15 protein-coding genes and 1 pseudogene are annotated in these 14159 nt (G+C 70.2%); 5 read left to right on the top strand and 11 right to left on the bottom strand.

Going from position 1 to position 14159, the window contains the following annotated elements; genetic code table 11:
• Window positions 1-305: 305 nt before the first annotated feature.
• The 4 genes from V2S66_RS31870 to V2S66_RS31855 all read right to left on the bottom strand — a co-directional run bounded on the left by V2S66_RS31870 (window position 306) and on the right by V2S66_RS31855 (window position 3448).
• Window positions 306-1109 (bottom strand): protein kinase family protein, encoded by an 804-nt coding sequence (locus V2S66_RS31870; protein WP_330800250.1) that lies wholly within the window; start codon window positions 1107-1109, stop codon window positions 306-308.
• Window positions 1110-1203: 94 nt separating this feature from the next.
• Window positions 1204-1416 carry a hypothetical protein gene (locus tag V2S66_RS31865; protein WP_330800246.1) on the bottom strand — a complete coding sequence of 71 codons (213 nt, stop codon included), beginning with the start codon at window positions 1414-1416 and terminating at the stop codon, window positions 1204-1206.
• On the bottom strand, window positions 1413-2555 hold the full coding sequence (locus V2S66_RS31860) for a radical SAM protein (protein ID WP_330800245.1): 1143 nt from the start codon (window positions 2553-2555) through the stop codon (window positions 1413-1415). The genes V2S66_RS31865 and V2S66_RS31860 overlap by 4 nt, the downstream gene beginning before the upstream one ends.
• Window positions 2556-2581: 26 nt before the next feature.
• The gene (locus tag V2S66_RS31855) at window positions 2582-3448 is read right to left on the bottom strand and encodes an ATP-binding protein (protein ID WP_330800244.1); all 867 of its coding nucleotides are present in this window, start codon (window positions 3446-3448) and stop codon (window positions 2582-2584) included.
• A 226-nt stretch (window positions 3449-3674) separates the two neighbouring features.
• Between V2S66_RS31855 and V2S66_RS31850 the strand changes: the two genes are divergently transcribed.
• Window positions 3675-4985: a tetratricopeptide repeat protein gene (locus V2S66_RS31850; protein WP_330800243.1), complete on the top strand. Its 1311-nt coding sequence runs from the start codon at window positions 3675-3677 to the stop codon at window positions 4983-4985.
• Here V2S66_RS31850 and V2S66_RS31845 read toward each other — a convergent pair whose 3' ends face one another.
• The 3 genes from V2S66_RS31845 to tmk form a co-directional block, all read right to left on the bottom strand.
• Window positions 4986-5519, bottom strand: a complete 534-nt coding sequence (locus V2S66_RS31845) for an NUDIX hydrolase (RefSeq protein WP_330800242.1) — start codon at window positions 5517-5519, stop codon at window positions 4986-4988.
• Window positions 5520-6042: 523 nt separating this feature from the next.
• Window positions 6043-6357 (bottom strand): MazG-like family protein, encoded by a 315-nt coding sequence (locus V2S66_RS31840; RefSeq protein ID WP_330800241.1) that lies wholly within the window; start codon window positions 6355-6357, stop codon window positions 6043-6045.
• Window positions 6354-7019, bottom strand: coding sequence for a dTMP kinase (tmk, locus tag V2S66_RS31835; protein WP_330800240.1), 666 nt, complete (start codon window positions 7017-7019; stop codon window positions 6354-6356). Before tmk ends, V2S66_RS31840 begins: the two co-directional genes overlap by 4 nt.
• A 96-nt stretch (window positions 7020-7115) precedes the next feature.
• Between tmk and V2S66_RS31830 the strand changes: the two genes are divergently transcribed.
• Entirely contained in the window at window positions 7116-7919 is an 804-nt protein-coding gene (locus V2S66_RS31830) for an XRE family transcriptional regulator (protein ID WP_330800239.1), read from the top strand.
• Window positions 7920-7922: 3 nt separating this feature from the next.
• On the opposite strand, the gene cutA is transcribed toward V2S66_RS31830, so the two are convergent.
• Window positions 7923-8249, bottom strand: a complete 327-nt coding sequence (cutA, locus tag V2S66_RS31825) for a divalent-cation tolerance protein CutA (RefSeq protein WP_330800238.1) — start codon at window positions 8247-8249, stop codon at window positions 7923-7925.
• A gap of 220 nt (window positions 8250-8469) precedes the next feature.
• Here cutA and V2S66_RS31820 point away from each other — a divergent pair.
• Window positions 8470-8658, top strand: a pseudogene (locus V2S66_RS31820) (NUDIX domain-containing protein); the annotation flags it as partial.
• Window positions 8659-9140: 482 nt separating this feature from the next.
• Window positions 9141-9800, top strand: a complete 660-nt coding sequence (locus V2S66_RS31815) for a pentapeptide repeat-containing protein (protein ID WP_330800237.1) — start codon at window positions 9141-9143, stop codon at window positions 9798-9800.
• A gap of 319 nt (window positions 9801-10119) precedes the next feature.
• Here the strand turns inward: V2S66_RS31815 and V2S66_RS31810 are convergent, their stop codons facing one another.
• Window positions 10120-10488, bottom strand: coding sequence for a hypothetical protein (locus tag V2S66_RS31810; RefSeq protein ID WP_330800236.1), 369 nt, complete (start codon window positions 10486-10488; stop codon window positions 10120-10122).
• 169 nt (window positions 10489-10657) lie between these two features.
• Complete coding sequence (locus V2S66_RS31805; protein ID WP_330800249.1) at window positions 10658-11518, bottom strand: GH25 family lysozyme; 861 nt, start codon at window positions 11516-11518, stop codon at window positions 10658-10660.
• 506 nt (window positions 11519-12024) lie between these two features.
• Here V2S66_RS31805 and V2S66_RS31800 point away from each other — a divergent pair.
• Entirely contained in the window at window positions 12025-12696 is a 672-nt protein-coding gene (locus tag V2S66_RS31800) for a C39 family peptidase (RefSeq protein WP_330800235.1), read from the top strand.
• Window positions 12697-12769: 73 nt separating this feature from the next.
• Here the strand turns inward: V2S66_RS31800 and V2S66_RS31795 are convergent, their stop codons facing one another.
• On the bottom strand, window positions 12770-13978 hold the full coding sequence (locus V2S66_RS31795; RefSeq protein WP_330800234.1) for a DUF3103 family protein: 1209 nt from the start codon (window positions 13976-13978) through the stop codon (window positions 12770-12772).
• Between the last annotated feature and the right edge of the window lie 181 nt (window positions 13979-14159).

Below are 14159 nucleotides of genomic sequence, written 5' to 3'. Positions count from 1 at the left end.
GGTCGATCCCTCTCCGGGGTCGCTGACCTGCGGGTTCCGGTGCCCCGGCCGTCGCGAGACGGCCGGGGCACAGCCGTGTGCGGGGGCGTGCGCGGGGGAGCGACTGTGCCACGTCGGCGAAGCCGGGGCATGGGACGCGCCCAGCTGTACTCCCAGGTCTGGGCAGCCAACTTCTTCCGGTAGGAGCGGAACCGTGCCGACGAGTCACCCGGAGCCAGGCCGTTGGCAAGCAGTTCGGTCCAACCCCGGCGTGCGATGCCGATGATCCCAGCTCCGGTACCGGGCTTTCGCCGGGGCCGTGCTCGCTACGGGTTCGTGCTGAGGACGCGTGCCAGCGTCGTCGCCCGCTCCGCCATCGCCCTTTTCCACGGGGTGTGGTCCTGTTCGGCGATCTCCCGCCACAGGGATGCCGTCGCCGTGCCGAACGCCGAGAGCGCTTCGGGCGCCGCGTCGCGCCAGGACGGGAAGCGGCGGGCGCATTCGATCGCGGCCTCGACCGGGTGGCCGGCGTCCATGAGGCGCAGCGCGAGGGCGCCCGGGTCGATCCATGCGGCGCCGCGCGTCGGCCAGGCCCAGTCGACGAGCCGTGCCCGCCCGCCGGCGATCAGGACGTTGTCCGGGGCGAAGTCCGTGTGCAGCAGTGCGTCACCGTCGAAGTGCTGCAACGTGCCAGGTGGCGCGTACTCCGCCCAACGGTCCACGGCCCGCTTGATGTCGACGTCGGCCGGTGCCGTGATCCCTTGCAGCGCGGTGAGCGCTGCTTGCACGTGGGGCAGGTCCGGGGAGCCGGGTGCGTAGTCGGCGTGGCGGCCGTCGATCACCTCGTAGCCGAGGAGGCTCCAGCCGTCGAGTTCCAGATGCCAGAGCAGTCGCGGGCAGGAGGAGGGCAGGTGCACGGCTACCGCCGCCTCGCGGCGCTGTGCACCGACCTGGGGATGGTCAGTCGGGATGCCCTTCACGAAGACGGGGCCGCTGTCCGTGTCGAGGACGGAGGCGATGCCGGAGTTCATGCCGCCGCGCGCGGTCACCGCCTGGTGCACGGCGCCGGTCTTGTCGGCGACGGCCCGGCGTACGTCGGCGGGAAGCTGCTCGAAGGGGATACGGGACATGGACACGACGCGCGGTTCCTTGACTGCTGGGGAAATGGGGGTGCCGCCCCGGCCAGGGTACGACCGGAGCGGCGCTGGGCACGCCCCGCTGGGGTTAGTACGGCTGGTCGTCGCCCGCCGAGCAGGAGCACTCGGCTCCCTCGGCGGCTTCGTCCAGGTCGGCGATGATCTGGAACTCGTCGTCTCCGATCGGAGCGACGGTCAGCGGTACCGGCAGGACGCCGGTCGGCTCGGCGGGCGGGCGCAGGCCGATGGTGACCGGCACCGGCTGACGCTGCGGGGCCAGGGCTGTGGTGGGTGGAGTCATGATCCATAACCTCCGTGTTGGCAGTAGAGCTCTCGTTGGTCCCCCGCCTCCTGGTAGAGCTTGGCCAGCGGCCGGCACGTGCGGCATGTGCCGGTCTTCGTGCAGCCGGAGCAGCCACCGGTGCGGAGTTGGAGGGACTCGGCGATCGTGCCGAGCCGGGGGAGGGCTTCGACGCCCTCGGTGATGAGGTTCACGCTCGGGTCGCGGCCGACCTTGCAGATCGATGCGATGCCGTGCGGGTCGACGTGGAAGAAGGTGTGCCCGGCGTTGCAGCCGGTGAAGACGCTGCGGGGCCGCAGGTGGTCGTGTGCCTGGGTCGCCAGCGGGTTCGCTTCGCCGTCGATCGTGGGCGACATGCTCGTGAACACCTGGTGCGGGAAGCCGTACGCCTCGGCCAGCCGGACCATGGCGTCGACCTCGTGTGCGTTGTCGTCCGAGACGATCACGTTGAGCCGGACCGGCAGCCTGTCCTCGCGGGCGTCGTCCAGGCCCTCCACGAACCGGCCGAAAGCCCCACGATTCCTGGTGACCGCGTCGTACGTCTCGGCCGTCGCCCCGTACAGGCTCACGGTCAGGCGGTACGGGCGGAGGCGGGCGAACAGCTCCCGGATCGGCCGCTTCCGCAGTGAGCTGCCGTTCGATGAGATCTGGACCATCATGCCGAGCTGGTGGGCGTACTCGTACGCCGCGCCGAACTCGCGATCGATCAGTGCCTCCCCACCGGTGATCTGCAACCACAGGACCCCGGCGTCCCGCATCACGCGGAGGAGCTGCTGCTTGCCGTCCCAGTCCAGCCCGGCGAAGCGCTTCTCTCCGAGGTAGCAGAACTCGCAGTCGTAGTCGCAGCCGAGGTTGATCTCCCAGGAGGCCTTGGCGTAGCCGTACCGGGATTGCTCTCGGACGAGAAGGACGTCACGGAGTCCGGTCTGCGGAAGCTCCGTGCCCCACGCTCGCGCGGCGGCGTCGACCAGCCAGGCCGGGGTCTTCTGATCGTTGGCGGTAGCGCCCCGCAGCTCTTCGTAGCGGACTTCGGGGATGCGCACGCCTGCGGCGTGACCGGGCTGGACGAGCAAGTACTGGCCGAGGAACGGACTGGCGACGAGGCGTGGTGCCTGGCTGACGAGCGGGCGTGCGGTCACGACGACCTCCACGGGTAGGCGGATGGTTAAGCCGGCTGGTGGGCGACCCAGTCCTCGCGGGCGGCGATGAGCGCGGGGCGTACCTTCTCGTCGAGGAAGTCGGCGTGGGCGCGGAGCTTTGCGGCGATCTCGGCGACTCCCAGCGGGTCGAGGCCGAGAATCCAGCGCCCCACGCAGACCTGGAGGTTGACGACCGGCACACGGAGGCCGGGATCCGGGTCGTAGGGGTTGCAGTCGACGCTTCCCTCGAAGACCGCGTCTTCCTCGACCCCTTCCCATACGTCCGGGGCGGTGAGGGGCAGCATCGGGCCTTCGAAGAAGTTCCGGTGGTTGATGCCGGCCAGCCGTTCCGGCAGCTGGTCCATGGGCACACCGGCCTCGGTCGGGTCGTCCTCCGCCCACGCGGGGAGATAGCCGGAGGTCGCCGATCCGCTGTCGGTGGTGATCGTCCACTTCCCCGGCGTGCTCCTGGGAGGAGGCGTCCCGCCGGACGGCCCGAGTTCGAACCAGACGACCTTCCCCGCCGGGTCGGGAGTGCTTCCCCACGTGGTGGCCAGGGACTCGACCAGGAGCAGGCCGCGGCCTCCCTCCGCTTCCAGCGAGCCGTGGCGCCGGTGCGGACGGGCAGGACTCACATCGGTGACCTCGACCCGGACCCGCACGCCGGTCCAGCGCACGGCCACCGCACAGGAGGCCCGGGTGTAGCGGACGGCATTCGTGATCAGCTCAGTGGACAGCAGCTCCAGGTCGCCGAAGGCGTCGTCCGGCAGCGGCACGTCCCAGCCCCGCACCAAGGCGACGATCTTGCGCCGGGCTTCGGGCACAGCCTCGGATTCGGCTTCGACGCGGAATCCGAATGTGGGAGGGCAGGTATCCGAGATGGTGTCGGACATTGCTAGAGACCTTTCGGGACGCTGGATGCCGTGCTGTGCGCTGAACTTCGGTGCAGCACAGGGCTTGTCGCTTCCTCCGGAGGCCGGCTCCTGGAAGGAATCCCAGACTGTTCCAGCGGCCCGTTCTGGGATAAGGCCAGCGTGGACACCCATGGTGGGTAAACTCGCAGTAAGTGATCCTGTGTGACGGTGAGCGATCACACTCCCGTACGAGGGGGCGCCGGACATGATCGAATCCACAGCGGCGGTCGGCCTGCCCGCGCGTCTGCTGGCGGATCCCGAGATGATCGCGGCCTGTGCCGCGCGGGACTTCACGAAGGTCTTCGGCTTGGCAAAAGCAAGGGGCGGGTTTCACGTCTCACGCATCGCCCGCCAGTGTGAGCTGACGCCGAGCAGGGTCGGCGAGGTCATTTCCGGTCGCCGGACCATCACGAACATGAGCGTGATCGAACGCGTCGCGGACGGCCTGAGGGTTCCCGGTCACATGCTCGGTCTCGCCTCGCGGGACTGGGAAGGACGGGCCTCGGCCCCAAATCCACCCGAGCGCAGATACCTTCAGGTGGCCCCTGAGCCAAGTTCCATCCCAGCGGAGCCAGGGGATCTGGACAGCATTCTCGCTATCGCGGCAGCTACGAAGGTCACCCCAAGCACGCTTCGGTCCCTCCAGACCTCGATCGAGGACTACTGGCGGCGGGACGACGAGCACGGTGGCGAGGCCCTACGGCCTGCTGTGATCGGGCAACTCAGGTACGTCATGGGCTTACTGGCCGACAGCACAGATCCGAACTACCGACGCAGTCTGCACGGCATCGCTGCGGAACTCGCCCGGCTGGCCGGTTGGACGCTTTTCGACGCGCGGCAGTACAGCACGGCGAGGGCGTACTTCACCCAGTCCCTGCGTCTGGCCCGCGCGATCGACGACCGGGCCTTCGTCGCCAACGTCCTCGCCTGTCTGAGCCTCCAGGCCACCTATCAGGACCGCGCCAAGGAAGCCGTCACGCTGGCACGGACTGCCCAGGACGTTGCCCGCCACGAGGGCGGCACTCCGAGACTGATGGCGATGCTGTACGTCCGAGAAGCGTTCGGCCACGCTAGCGCACGCGATCGATCGGCGACCCATGCGGCCATCGCCGAGGCGCAGTTGCAGTTCGGGCGGGTCGGATCCGCAGACGACGACCCACCGTGGGTGAGTTACTTCGACCGGACCAAGCTCACGGTGGACATCGGCATCGCTCTCGGGCAGCTCGGGGACGTGGGTGCAGCCGAACCGTTGATTGCGGAAGCGCTGCGCGACGAACCGGAGACGAACCTGCGCAGCCGGGCCTTCCATTCCTTCTGGCTGGCGAGGACCCAGCTACAACGCGGCCAGGTAGAGGAGGCCTGCCGGGCGGCGAGTGACGCCCTGAACCTGTCCGCGACCGTCGACTCGCCCCGTGTGACCGCACACTTGCAGGACTTCCGTCATCTGCTCACGCCATTCCGCACGCTCCGGCCAGCCGCGGAGCTGGACGCCCGGCTGGCGGGGACAGCAGGCTGACTAGAGTCCGGCCTCGTCCAGCAGCAGATACAGCACGCCTACGAGGGTCCCGCTGCTGACGATTTCGCGGCGGTCGATCATGCCGCGCAACTTGGACAACGGGATCCATTCAAGCCGGTCAGACTCGTTGAGTTCGGTCGGCGGACCCGTGTACTCGACTGCGTCGGCGCGGAAGACGAAATGCTCTGAGTCGGTGATCCCGTTGGCAGGCTGGGCGTAGATCAGCGGCGTCATCTCGGCGGTGCGCCAACCGGTCTCCTCCATGACCTCGCGGGCGGCAGCCTCGGCCGGGGTCTCGCCGGGTTCGACCAGACCCATCGGCAGTTCCCAGGCCCAGGAGTCCGTGATGAAGCGGTGGCGCCACATCATCAGCACCTGCTTCTCACTGTTCACCACAGCGGCCACTGCCAGGTGCCGCAGCTTGAGCACATGGTGCTCCCACCGCCGCCCGTCCGGTTGTTCGACGTCGACCAACCACACGTTCACCCAAGGGTTCTCGTAGATCGGACGTTCCCCGTGGATCTTCCACTGCATCGCTGCGGCCCCTCTCGATCTGCCTCAGCATCTCAGACACGGCGGCCTCGGGCGGCTCGTTCGGGCGACTTCACGTCACACTGACGACTATCGGGCGCCACGACCAGACGGCCATGGGACGAGGCCATCCGAACGGCCGGATGCGTGAGCGATGCGTGAGCGGATGTGCTGGCACTGGGCGGTGCGGTGCGGACAGGGCGGCAACCCCTGTCCGTCTGACCTGCGGGGTTCGGACGGCGCTGCACCAGCCACCACCCCCCGCCACGCTCTGAACAGGACTTTTAATCCATTGGTTGTGGGTTCGAGTCCCACACGGCCTACCGGGTCGATCCCTCTCCGGGGTCGCTGACCTGCGGGTTCCGTGCCCCGGCCGTCGCGAGACGGCCGGGGCACAGCCGTGTGCGGGGGTCGCGCGGTTCCTTGGCTGCTGGGGGAATGGGGGTGCCGCCCCCGGCCGGGGTGCGACCGGGGGCGGCACCCCCCGAAGAAAGGCCGCGAGACGCCAGCGAGACCGACCCGTCGGCTATGCCAGCGACCGGTCGGTGATGATGCTCACCCGCTCTTCGAAGACTTTCGCCGCGTCGGGGGTGAGCGTCGCCAACGCGACCATGCTGCTGAGCACTACGTCGCACAGCTCGTTCTGGACGTCCTCCCATGTGTGGCTGCGTCCCTTGCGAGGGTTGGCGGAAACAGCGCCCATCGCGGCCTGTGCCACCTCGCCGACCTCCTCCTGGACCTTGAGCAGACGCAGCAGCCGCGCTTGTGCCGGCGTCGCGTTGTCCTTCTCGTCCAGCCACTGCACGAGCTGGTGGATCTTCGTCCACATCTCGTCGTTCACGACGGTGGTGCTCCTTGCGTACGCGCGGATTCCGGATCAGGGGCGACGCTACCGAGCCCGGCGGGCACGCAGGCCGCTATCTGCTCAGCAATCACACCGGCGGGTGCGGTGCTTGTGTCGGCGACGATGACGGGCACGCCCATGCCGCGCAGGATCGCCACCACCTCCGCGTACAGTGCCGACTCGCGCGCGGGGAAGTCCGGCGTCCGGTTGAAGCGGTGTGTGGCACCGCGTGCGGCGATCCGGGCGGCGATGCTGTGGGGGTCCGCGTTGAGGATGACCGCGAGGTCTGGCATGCGTATGCCGGCGTTGAGGTCGAGTAGGTACTGCTGCGGTACACCGTCGAGTGCCTGCACCACGAGCGTGGACGCAAGGTACCGGTCGCTCACCACGGTGATGCCGGACTCCAGGCGCGGGATCACCTCGTGGGCCAGGTGGTGATGGCGGTCGGCGACGACCAGGCAGGCCAGCGCAGCCCCGCTGTAGTCGTCCGCGTTCTCGCGGATGAACTGGCCCAGCGTCGAGCGGGAGGGTTCGGCCGTCGCGTGAACCTGCTCCCCACGATCTGCCAGCTTGTGGACCAGGGCGGCGACCGTCGTCGACTTCCCGACGCCGCCAGGGCCGTCGACGGTGATGAGGCGTCCTCGGCGTCCGGTCGTCATGCGGTCACCGACGAGCCCGTGGTACGGGAGTGCTGTTCGCGGGCGATCTGCGCCAGGGCCTGGCGCAGTTGCGGCAGCGGGGTTTCGGCGAACTGGATGGGGGTCTACCTCGGCGAATACCAAGCCACCAAGGCCCTGCTGCGGGACTCGACGTACTCCCAGCAGACCCGGCACGACCTGCTGTCCGTGCTGGCGGAGCAGGCACAGCAGGCGGGATGGGCCGCGTTCGACGGCGGCCGGGCGGCCGACGCGCGCGGGCTCTACGAGGAGAGCCACAGCGCCGCCACCGAAGCCGGCGACACCGACCTCGCAGGCAACGCACTCGCTTTCCTGGCCTACCAAGCCGTCAGCGGCGACCAGAAGGCCGGAGTGGAGATTGCCGCCCAGTCCTGCGCGACGATCGGCCCGGACGCACCCGCCGGAGTACGCGCCCTGCTGCACGAACGCCTCGCCTGGGCCTGCGCCGTGGCGGGCCTGGCCACCGAAGGCGAACGCGCCCTTGCCGCCGCTGAAACGGCCCTCGCCTCCGCCGGGGACGCGCCCCAGCCCGACTGGGTCTCGTGGGTCGACAGCACCGAACTCCAGATCATGACCGGCCGCTGCTGGACCGAACTACGCCGCCCGTTGCGAGCCGTCCCCGTCCTGGAAACCGCCCTGGCCGCCTACGACGACACCAACGCCCGCGACAAAGCCCTCTACCTGTCCTGGCTCGGCGACTCCTACCTGAGCGCAGGCGAAGTCGAACAGGCCGCCACCACAGCAGACCGCGCCCTCGACCTGGCCGAAGGCGTCGCCTCCGTCCGCCCCCGCACCCGCCTGACCCCGCTCCTCACACGCCTCGACGCCCACCGCGGGCTCACTGCGGTGGACACGGTCCTTGAGAAGGCCGCAGCAGTCTGACGCCTACGCGTCCGGCTCCGTGCTGTCCGCGACCCAGCGCAGGTACGCCTCCGAGCCGGCCACGATCGGCACGGCGAACACCTCCGGCTTGTCCCAGGGATGGTGCTCCAGCAGGTGCGCCTCCAATGCGGGATACCGCTCCACAGTGGTCTTGAGCAGCAACTGCCACTCCTCACCGGTCCCGAACTCCCCGCGATGCCAGAACACCGACACCACCGGCCCAACCACCTGAGCCCCCGCCGCGAGCCGCCCCCGCACCGCGGACTCCGCCAGCCGAACGGCCTGCTCCCGCGTCTCAGTAGCCGTCGACACCTGCACGAAGTCGCTCATGCGTTGAATCTACAGAGCCGGGGCTCACGGTGAGGAGCTGAGCACCCTGATTTGTAGGGACCCGTGTCGTGCGTTTACCTCACGCTCTCCGTGCCCGGTTCGCCCCGCCCTCTCGCCCCCAGCCCGCATTGTCCTCACCCACTTGGACGACGGGTGCAGGGCGAGAATGGTGTTGTGCTCGCCTATCCCGCTCCCTGCGCTCAGCAAAGGCACCACTTCCATGAGGCCCACCCCCACTGACCCCGAAGGCTGGAACGCCTACCTCGCCGAGGGCAACGCCACCCAGGCCCGCAAGCGCGTCTCCGCCGATGTCCTCCTCCGGGACGAGCGAGGCCGCGTCCTCCTGGTGAAGCCCACCTACAAGCCTGGCTGGGATCTCCCTGGTGCCCCGGCCGTCGCGAGACGACCGGGGCACAGCGTGCGCGGGGGCGTGCGCGGGCGATGCGTGAGCGGCGGGCGGCGTCCTTCGCGCCGGGACCGCCGGTGGGAGGGGCACTACTGAGCCAAGCGATCTTCGCTCGCATCGACCGCTTCCTGCAGGTGGCGGAAGACCTGAGTACCCACCCCCGTACGTCGCAGGCCGTGCGACAGATGCTCGCGCATGTGGCGCTCGCATACGACGAAGTCGGCGTATCCCGGGTGAGGGCGCCCCAGACAGGGAACCTTGCTGAGTCCCAGGCCGTGTAGCACGACATGAGGCTCAGATGGCCAAGCAGACTCTTGCTCTCGGCAACGGCGCTGGCGGTGGGTGCCGCCGCACATAGGTGGGCACAGGCGATATGGCAAGCGCTCATTCCGATGGCTCGTCCTGGCTGGAGTGGTCTCGATCCAACGGTTCGAGCGCAGGCAGAAGGGCAGTTTCGCCTGGCGGTCATTCAGGGGCTAGCGGCCTTGGGTGCAGGAATCGCGCTGCTCTACACTGCCCGCAACTACCGCCTCGCACAGCGCGGACAGGTCACGGACCGCTTCACCAAAGCTCTCGAACGTCTCGGCTCCCCAGAGATGTACGTCCGTGTAGGCGCCGTACTCGCCCTGGAGCAGATCGTCCAGGACTCACCCGACCAGGCCACCAACGCGGCACAGATCCTGAACGCGTTCATCCGCCACCGGGTTTCCCGGCGCGGGAAAGCGGTCAGCAGTGACCAAGCACGCCTCAACCAGGTCGAAGTCAACGCAGACGTTCAAGCCGCACTCACCGCCCTCACCCGCCCCGCCTCTCGGCGCCACGTAGCAGGCTCCCAACCCATCGATCTCAGCTATCTGGAGCTCGCACATGCGCTGCTGGCGGGTGCCGATCTCACCCGTGCCAGGCTCACCAGCGTCAATCTCGCCGGAGCAGACCTGACCGGCGCAGACCTTAGCAGCGCCCATCTCAACCACGCCGATCTCAACCACGCCGATCTGACCAACAGCCGGTTCTGCCACGCGGACCTCACCGCAGCCAACCTGCTGCGCACCATCGGCGCCGAAAGCGCAGACTTCGACAAAGCCATTCTCAATCAGACCGAGATTGATCCAGCCAGACTCCCGCAAGTCGGTCCGACACCCTGACCCCCCCCATTTCCGCCGGGACGTGCAACGTTCGGTGACACTCCTGATCAAGGAAGACGCATCGATGACCAGCGGGAACGTGGTCGGGGCCGAGTCTGTCGAGGTGGCCGAGCCGCATCACCCGGGACTGACTGCTCCGAGACGCCGGGGCTCGTTCGACCTCCGATGGCTGGTACGGGACGCCTGGTTGCCCCCGACCGCCGGGTTCGCGTCCCCTGTACGGGAGGCCGCCGCGGCGGTGGCGGGTGTGCCGCGGCCCCGGGGCGGTGGGGTGAGCGCTCCCGGGGCCGCGCCGACGTCCGCCGGCTCAGTGGGTCTTTCAGCTGGTGCGCGGCACCGAGCGTGCCCGCACGGGGGCGGCCGGGACCTTCGCGGTGACCTGCGTGCGCGTCCACATCGCGACGATCGCGGAGGCGAAGCTCATCACGGTGGCCTGCTGGTCGGGGGACCAGTGGAGGCCGAAGCCGACGGCGAGGGCGATGCCGGCCTGGAGCAGGCCGAGGGCGGCGGCGCTGATGCCGTCGTGCACGGATATCGCGACGAGCAGGCCGGCGAGTGCTGCGGCAGCGGCGTTGATGATCGCCTGCTGCTTGTCGGTCAGGTCCAGGCCGAAGGCCGTCGCGAGCTTGACGGCGACGGCGAGGACGGCGAGCCACAACGCGGGCTCGCGACCGAAGAACTTGGGCATGGTGGGGTCCGTTTCCGCTCGTGGTGGTCAGACGTCGGGAGCGTGGGGGAGCCCCACGCTCCCTTGCCGGGAGGCCACTTGTGCGCATGCCCAGAACAAGCCAGGGTGTGCGCCCCGGCCGCCTGTGAAGACGGCCGGGGCGGTGCACGGTGCCGGGCGGTGTGCGGTGTCAGGGGGTGTTGTTGGCCAGGGCGAGCAGCCGGGAGCTGTCGGCGCTGAAGCGGTCGCGGTCCACGGCGCCCGAGATGCCGCTCACCGAGCCGGAGTCGGTGTACTGCCAGAAGGTCCAGTACGGGAAGCCGCTCGGGATGGACGGGCTGGAGGCGCTCGTCCAGTTCGCCACCACCAGCGGGCTCCGGGCGGACATGCCGCCCCAGCCGCCGGTGCAGGAGTTCCACCAGCTGGGGCTGGTGTAGATGAGGACGTCGCGGTGGGTCTTCGCCTTGTACGTGTTGTAGAAGTCGAGGACCCACGACTGCATCGCCGAGGCCGACTTGCCGTAGCAGCCGCCCTCGAGGTCGAGCATTCCCGGCAGCGTCAGGTTGTCCGCCGACCAGGCGCCGCCGTTGCTGGCGAAGTAACTCGCCTGCGACGCACCGCTGGAGAGGTCGGGGCGGGCGAAGTGGTAAGCGCCGCGGATCACACCGGCGTTGTAGGCGTGCAGGTAGTTCGCGCTGAAGTTGGGGTCCTTGTACGTGGTGCTCTCGGTGGCCTTGATGAAGGCGAACTTGATGCCGGCGGCCTTCACCGACGTCCAGGTGATCGTCCCCTGGTAGTGCGAGACGTCGATGCCCACCGGGTTCGCGGCCGCGGGGGCGGCGAGGCCCTGGGCGTCGAGCTGGAGGCGCCGGGTGTCCGGCGCGAAGGTCTTGCCGTCCTGGAGGTAGCCGGCGCCCATGTAGCCCTGGCCGAGGGGGATGGCGGAGGCGCCCGACGACGCCTGCCCGGACGTCGCCGGCTGGGCGGAGGCCGTGCCCGCCGTCACCGTCGCGGCCAGCGCCACGCTCGCGCCGAGCACTCCGGCCGTCATGAGTTTCCGCTGTACGGCCCTGGTGGTGCGGATTCGGGAGAACAAGGCTTTCCTCCTGGCGCGTGGTGGGGGTGCGGGGCGGGCGTGCGCTACGACGGGCGTGCTCTCCAACGGATGCGCTCGGCATCAGGTGCGCTCTACTCGCGTAGCTTTCGCGCGAGCGGTGGTGCGTCGGTGCGGGCGGAGCGGGGGGTGGCCTACGGGCGCGCCGGCGGTTCCGTACGTCCTTGTACGTCGCGGGAGCGCGGTACGGGCAGTGTGCTTGTTGTGCACGCGTCATGAGTGACGCACGAACCGGCCTGTTACGTAAAGGGGTTGCGGAGAATTGGTGTGGTCCAGACCAATGCCAGGAGGGCCGGAGCTGGGCCGATGGCCTGTTCTCCCCCGGAACTTTCACGGCGTGAAAGGAGCGGGCCGCCTCCGCGGGGCGGTCCCGGCCGTCCGTGACGCGCCCGGCGCGGGCGGGATGGCGCGGGAGCGGGGCGGGCGCGCGGGAGACTCGGGGCATGAGTGGATCGGGGCGGGTCGTGCACCGGGTGCCGTACTACGCGCAGTGGGAGTCGGCCGGACTGGTCGAGGAGATCGTCGCCGGGCGGCTGGACGCGGCGGACGATCCGCTGTGGCAGAAGTCGGGGGCCGCCGACGCGGCGGAGTACGCCTTCTGGTCGTGGCGGCTGTGCGGCGTGGCGTGTTTGCGGATGGCGCTCGACCACTGGCGGTACGAGGTGCCGCCCGCGCTGGCGGTCGCCGCCGAGTGCCTGGAGGCGGGCGCGTACGTCCGGCGCGGTGACCGGGTGGACGGGCTGATCTACGCGCCGTTCGCCGGGTACGTACGGCGCCGGTGGGGCCTTGAGGCGCAGGCGCGGCCGGAGTTGGACGCGGCGGAGGTGCGCGAGCACGTCGCCGCGGGCGGGCTCGCGATGCTGTCGGTGCACCCGTCGATCCGCGGGCTCGGCCCGGAGCCGCCGCAGCGCGGCGGGCACCTGGTGCTGGCCGTCGGGGTCGCGGACGACGCCGTGGTCATCCACAATCCCTCCGGTTTCCAGGGGAGTTCACAGGAGTACGTGCCCGTCTCGTGGACGGACCTCGCGCGCTTCCGCGCCGAGCGCGGCGTCCTGCTCTTCCCGCCCGCGCGCCGCGCCGCGCCGGGACCCGGCGCGGGGGAGGGCGCCGGCTGACCGCGAGCGGGCGCCCTCCCCCGCATGTGCCGGCCTCCCCCGCGTGCAGCCCCGTGCGCGGGGGAGGCGCGGGTCAGAGCGCGGCGACCCAGTACGGGCTCACCGTCATCCAGCCGTTGCCCCGGGCGCCGTTGAGCGTGCCCGACGAGGACTCGGCGAGCGCGTACCAGGAGTCCACGTAGTCGGGGTCGTTGGTCCACCAGGAGTCCGGCATCGCCGCCAGGATCGCGTCGACGAGCGGGATGTACGCGCCCTGGTCGGTGATGGTGAGCAGCGCGTCGGCGAGCGCCTTCGCCAGGGCCGAGTAGTTGGTGTCGCCGTCGTCCTCCATCATCACCAGGTCGGCCTCGTCGTACTTGTACGACGACCAGTTGACGATGATCTGGTTCGGGTAGTACGTGTGGTGGTCGGTGTCGAGGTACGGCATGTCCACGGTGTCGACGCGGACCGTGCCGTCCAGGCCGAAGCCGCTCACCACGGAGAAGATCTCGGCGTCGCCCTCGATCCAGGTCTCCTCGTCGTCGTTCAGCCACACCGCGTTGACCTTGGTCGTCCAGTAACCGCCGCTCGCCGCGGTGGACTTGGGCGCCGTCTCGGCTGCGGCGGCGGGTCGCGCCGCGGCCGGCCGCAGGCCGCCGGCGGCCAGTTCGCGGTCCACCTGCGCCAGCCCGGACGCCATCGCCTTGGAGACGTCGACGTCGATGACGTAGACCGCCTGCCGGGGCGCCTGCCGGGCGCTCAGCAGATGGACGCGGCCCGCGCTGTCGTACGCGGTGACCTCCGCGCGGCCCGCGGCGGAGCGGCCGGTGCCGGAGCGGCCGGTGTCGGCGACAGCCACCAGCGGCACGGCGGACGCGGTCAGGGCGCTGCGCATCGAGTCCGCGCCCAGCCGCAGCCGCAGCAGCGAACCGACCGCCGGGTCGAGGCCCTTGGCGGCGGCTATGCCGCGGTCGGCGGCGGCCACCGCCGCGGCGACGCCGGACGGCGCGCGGTGGGTACGGGAGGCGAGCGCGCCGAGGTCGACCTGCGCGCCGGGCAGCGCGGCGGCCCGCACCTGGGCCCGCCAGGCGGGGTCGGCGAGGGACGCGGCGAGGGTCCGGGCGGTGGCGGCCTCGATCCCGCCGACCCGGGAGGCGGCCGCGGCGGTGTGCGCGGGAGTGCGGGCCGCGCGGACCGGAGCGGTCGCGTGTGCGGCGGGCAGGGCGAGGCCCTGCAGGGCGAGGGCGGAGACGGCGCTCAGCGCGAGGGCGATCGCGCCGCGGCGCACGGGGGTGAGGTGCACGGGGTTCCTCCTGGAGACGTACCGCGGCCGCTTCGTGGGCGGAACCGCGGCGGGCGGGGGTGTCAGGTGGAGCCGGAACGGTGCGGTGCGGGCCGGCCGCGCTGGGCGCGGCGGCCGGCGGTTCTATGCGGGTAGACCACCGCATGGGAAGAAGAATGTCCGTAGCATGCCAAGGGCGCAA

Origin of the sequence: Actinacidiphila polyblastidii (assembly GCF_036353415.1) — a bacterium.
In the GTDB taxonomy this organism is placed as follows: Bacteria; Actinomycetota; Actinomycetes; order Streptomycetales; family Streptomycetaceae; genus Actinacidiphila; species Actinacidiphila polyblastidii.
This window is presented reverse-complemented; position numbering and strand designations above follow the sequence as displayed.

Excerpts from the sequence above, each read along its gene's own strand:
- V2S66_RS31870 (WP_330800250.1), bottom strand. The coding sequence starts at position 1,109 with ATGTCCCGTATCCCCTTCGAGCAGCTTCCCGCCGACGTACGCCGGGCC.
- V2S66_RS31865 (WP_330800246.1), bottom strand. The coding sequence starts at position 1,416 with ATGACTCCACCCACCACAGCCCTGGCCCCGCAGCGTCAGCCGGTGCCG.
- V2S66_RS31855 (WP_330800244.1), bottom strand. The coding sequence starts at position 3,448 with ATGTCCGACACCATCTCGGATACCTGCCCTCCCACATTCGGATTCCGC.
- V2S66_RS31850 (WP_330800243.1), top strand. The coding sequence starts at position 3,675 with ATGATCGAATCCACAGCGGCGGTCGGCCTGCCCGCGCGTCTGCTGGCG.
- V2S66_RS31845 (WP_330800242.1), bottom strand. The coding sequence starts at position 5,519 with ATGCAGTGGAAGATCCACGGGGAACGTCCGATCTACGAGAACCCTTGG.
- tmk (WP_330800240.1), bottom strand. The coding sequence starts at position 7,019 with ATGACGACCGGACGCCGAGGACGCCTCATCACCGTCGACGGCCCTGGC.
- V2S66_RS31830 (WP_330800239.1), top strand. The coding sequence starts at position 7,116 with ATGGGGGTCTACCTCGGCGAATACCAAGCCACCAAGGCCCTGCTGCGG.
- cutA (WP_330800238.1), bottom strand. The coding sequence starts at position 8,249 with ATGAGCGACTTCGTGCAGGTGTCGACGGCTACTGAGACGCGGGAGCAG.
- V2S66_RS31810 (WP_330800236.1), bottom strand. The coding sequence starts at position 10,488 with ATGCCCAAGTTCTTCGGTCGCGAGCCCGCGTTGTGGCTCGCCGTCCTC.
- V2S66_RS31805 (WP_330800249.1), bottom strand. The coding sequence starts at position 11,518 with ATGACGGCCGGAGTGCTCGGCGCGAGCGTGGCGCTGGCCGCGACGGTG.
- V2S66_RS31800 (WP_330800235.1), top strand. The coding sequence starts at position 12,025 with ATGAGTGGATCGGGGCGGGTCGTGCACCGGGTGCCGTACTACGCGCAG.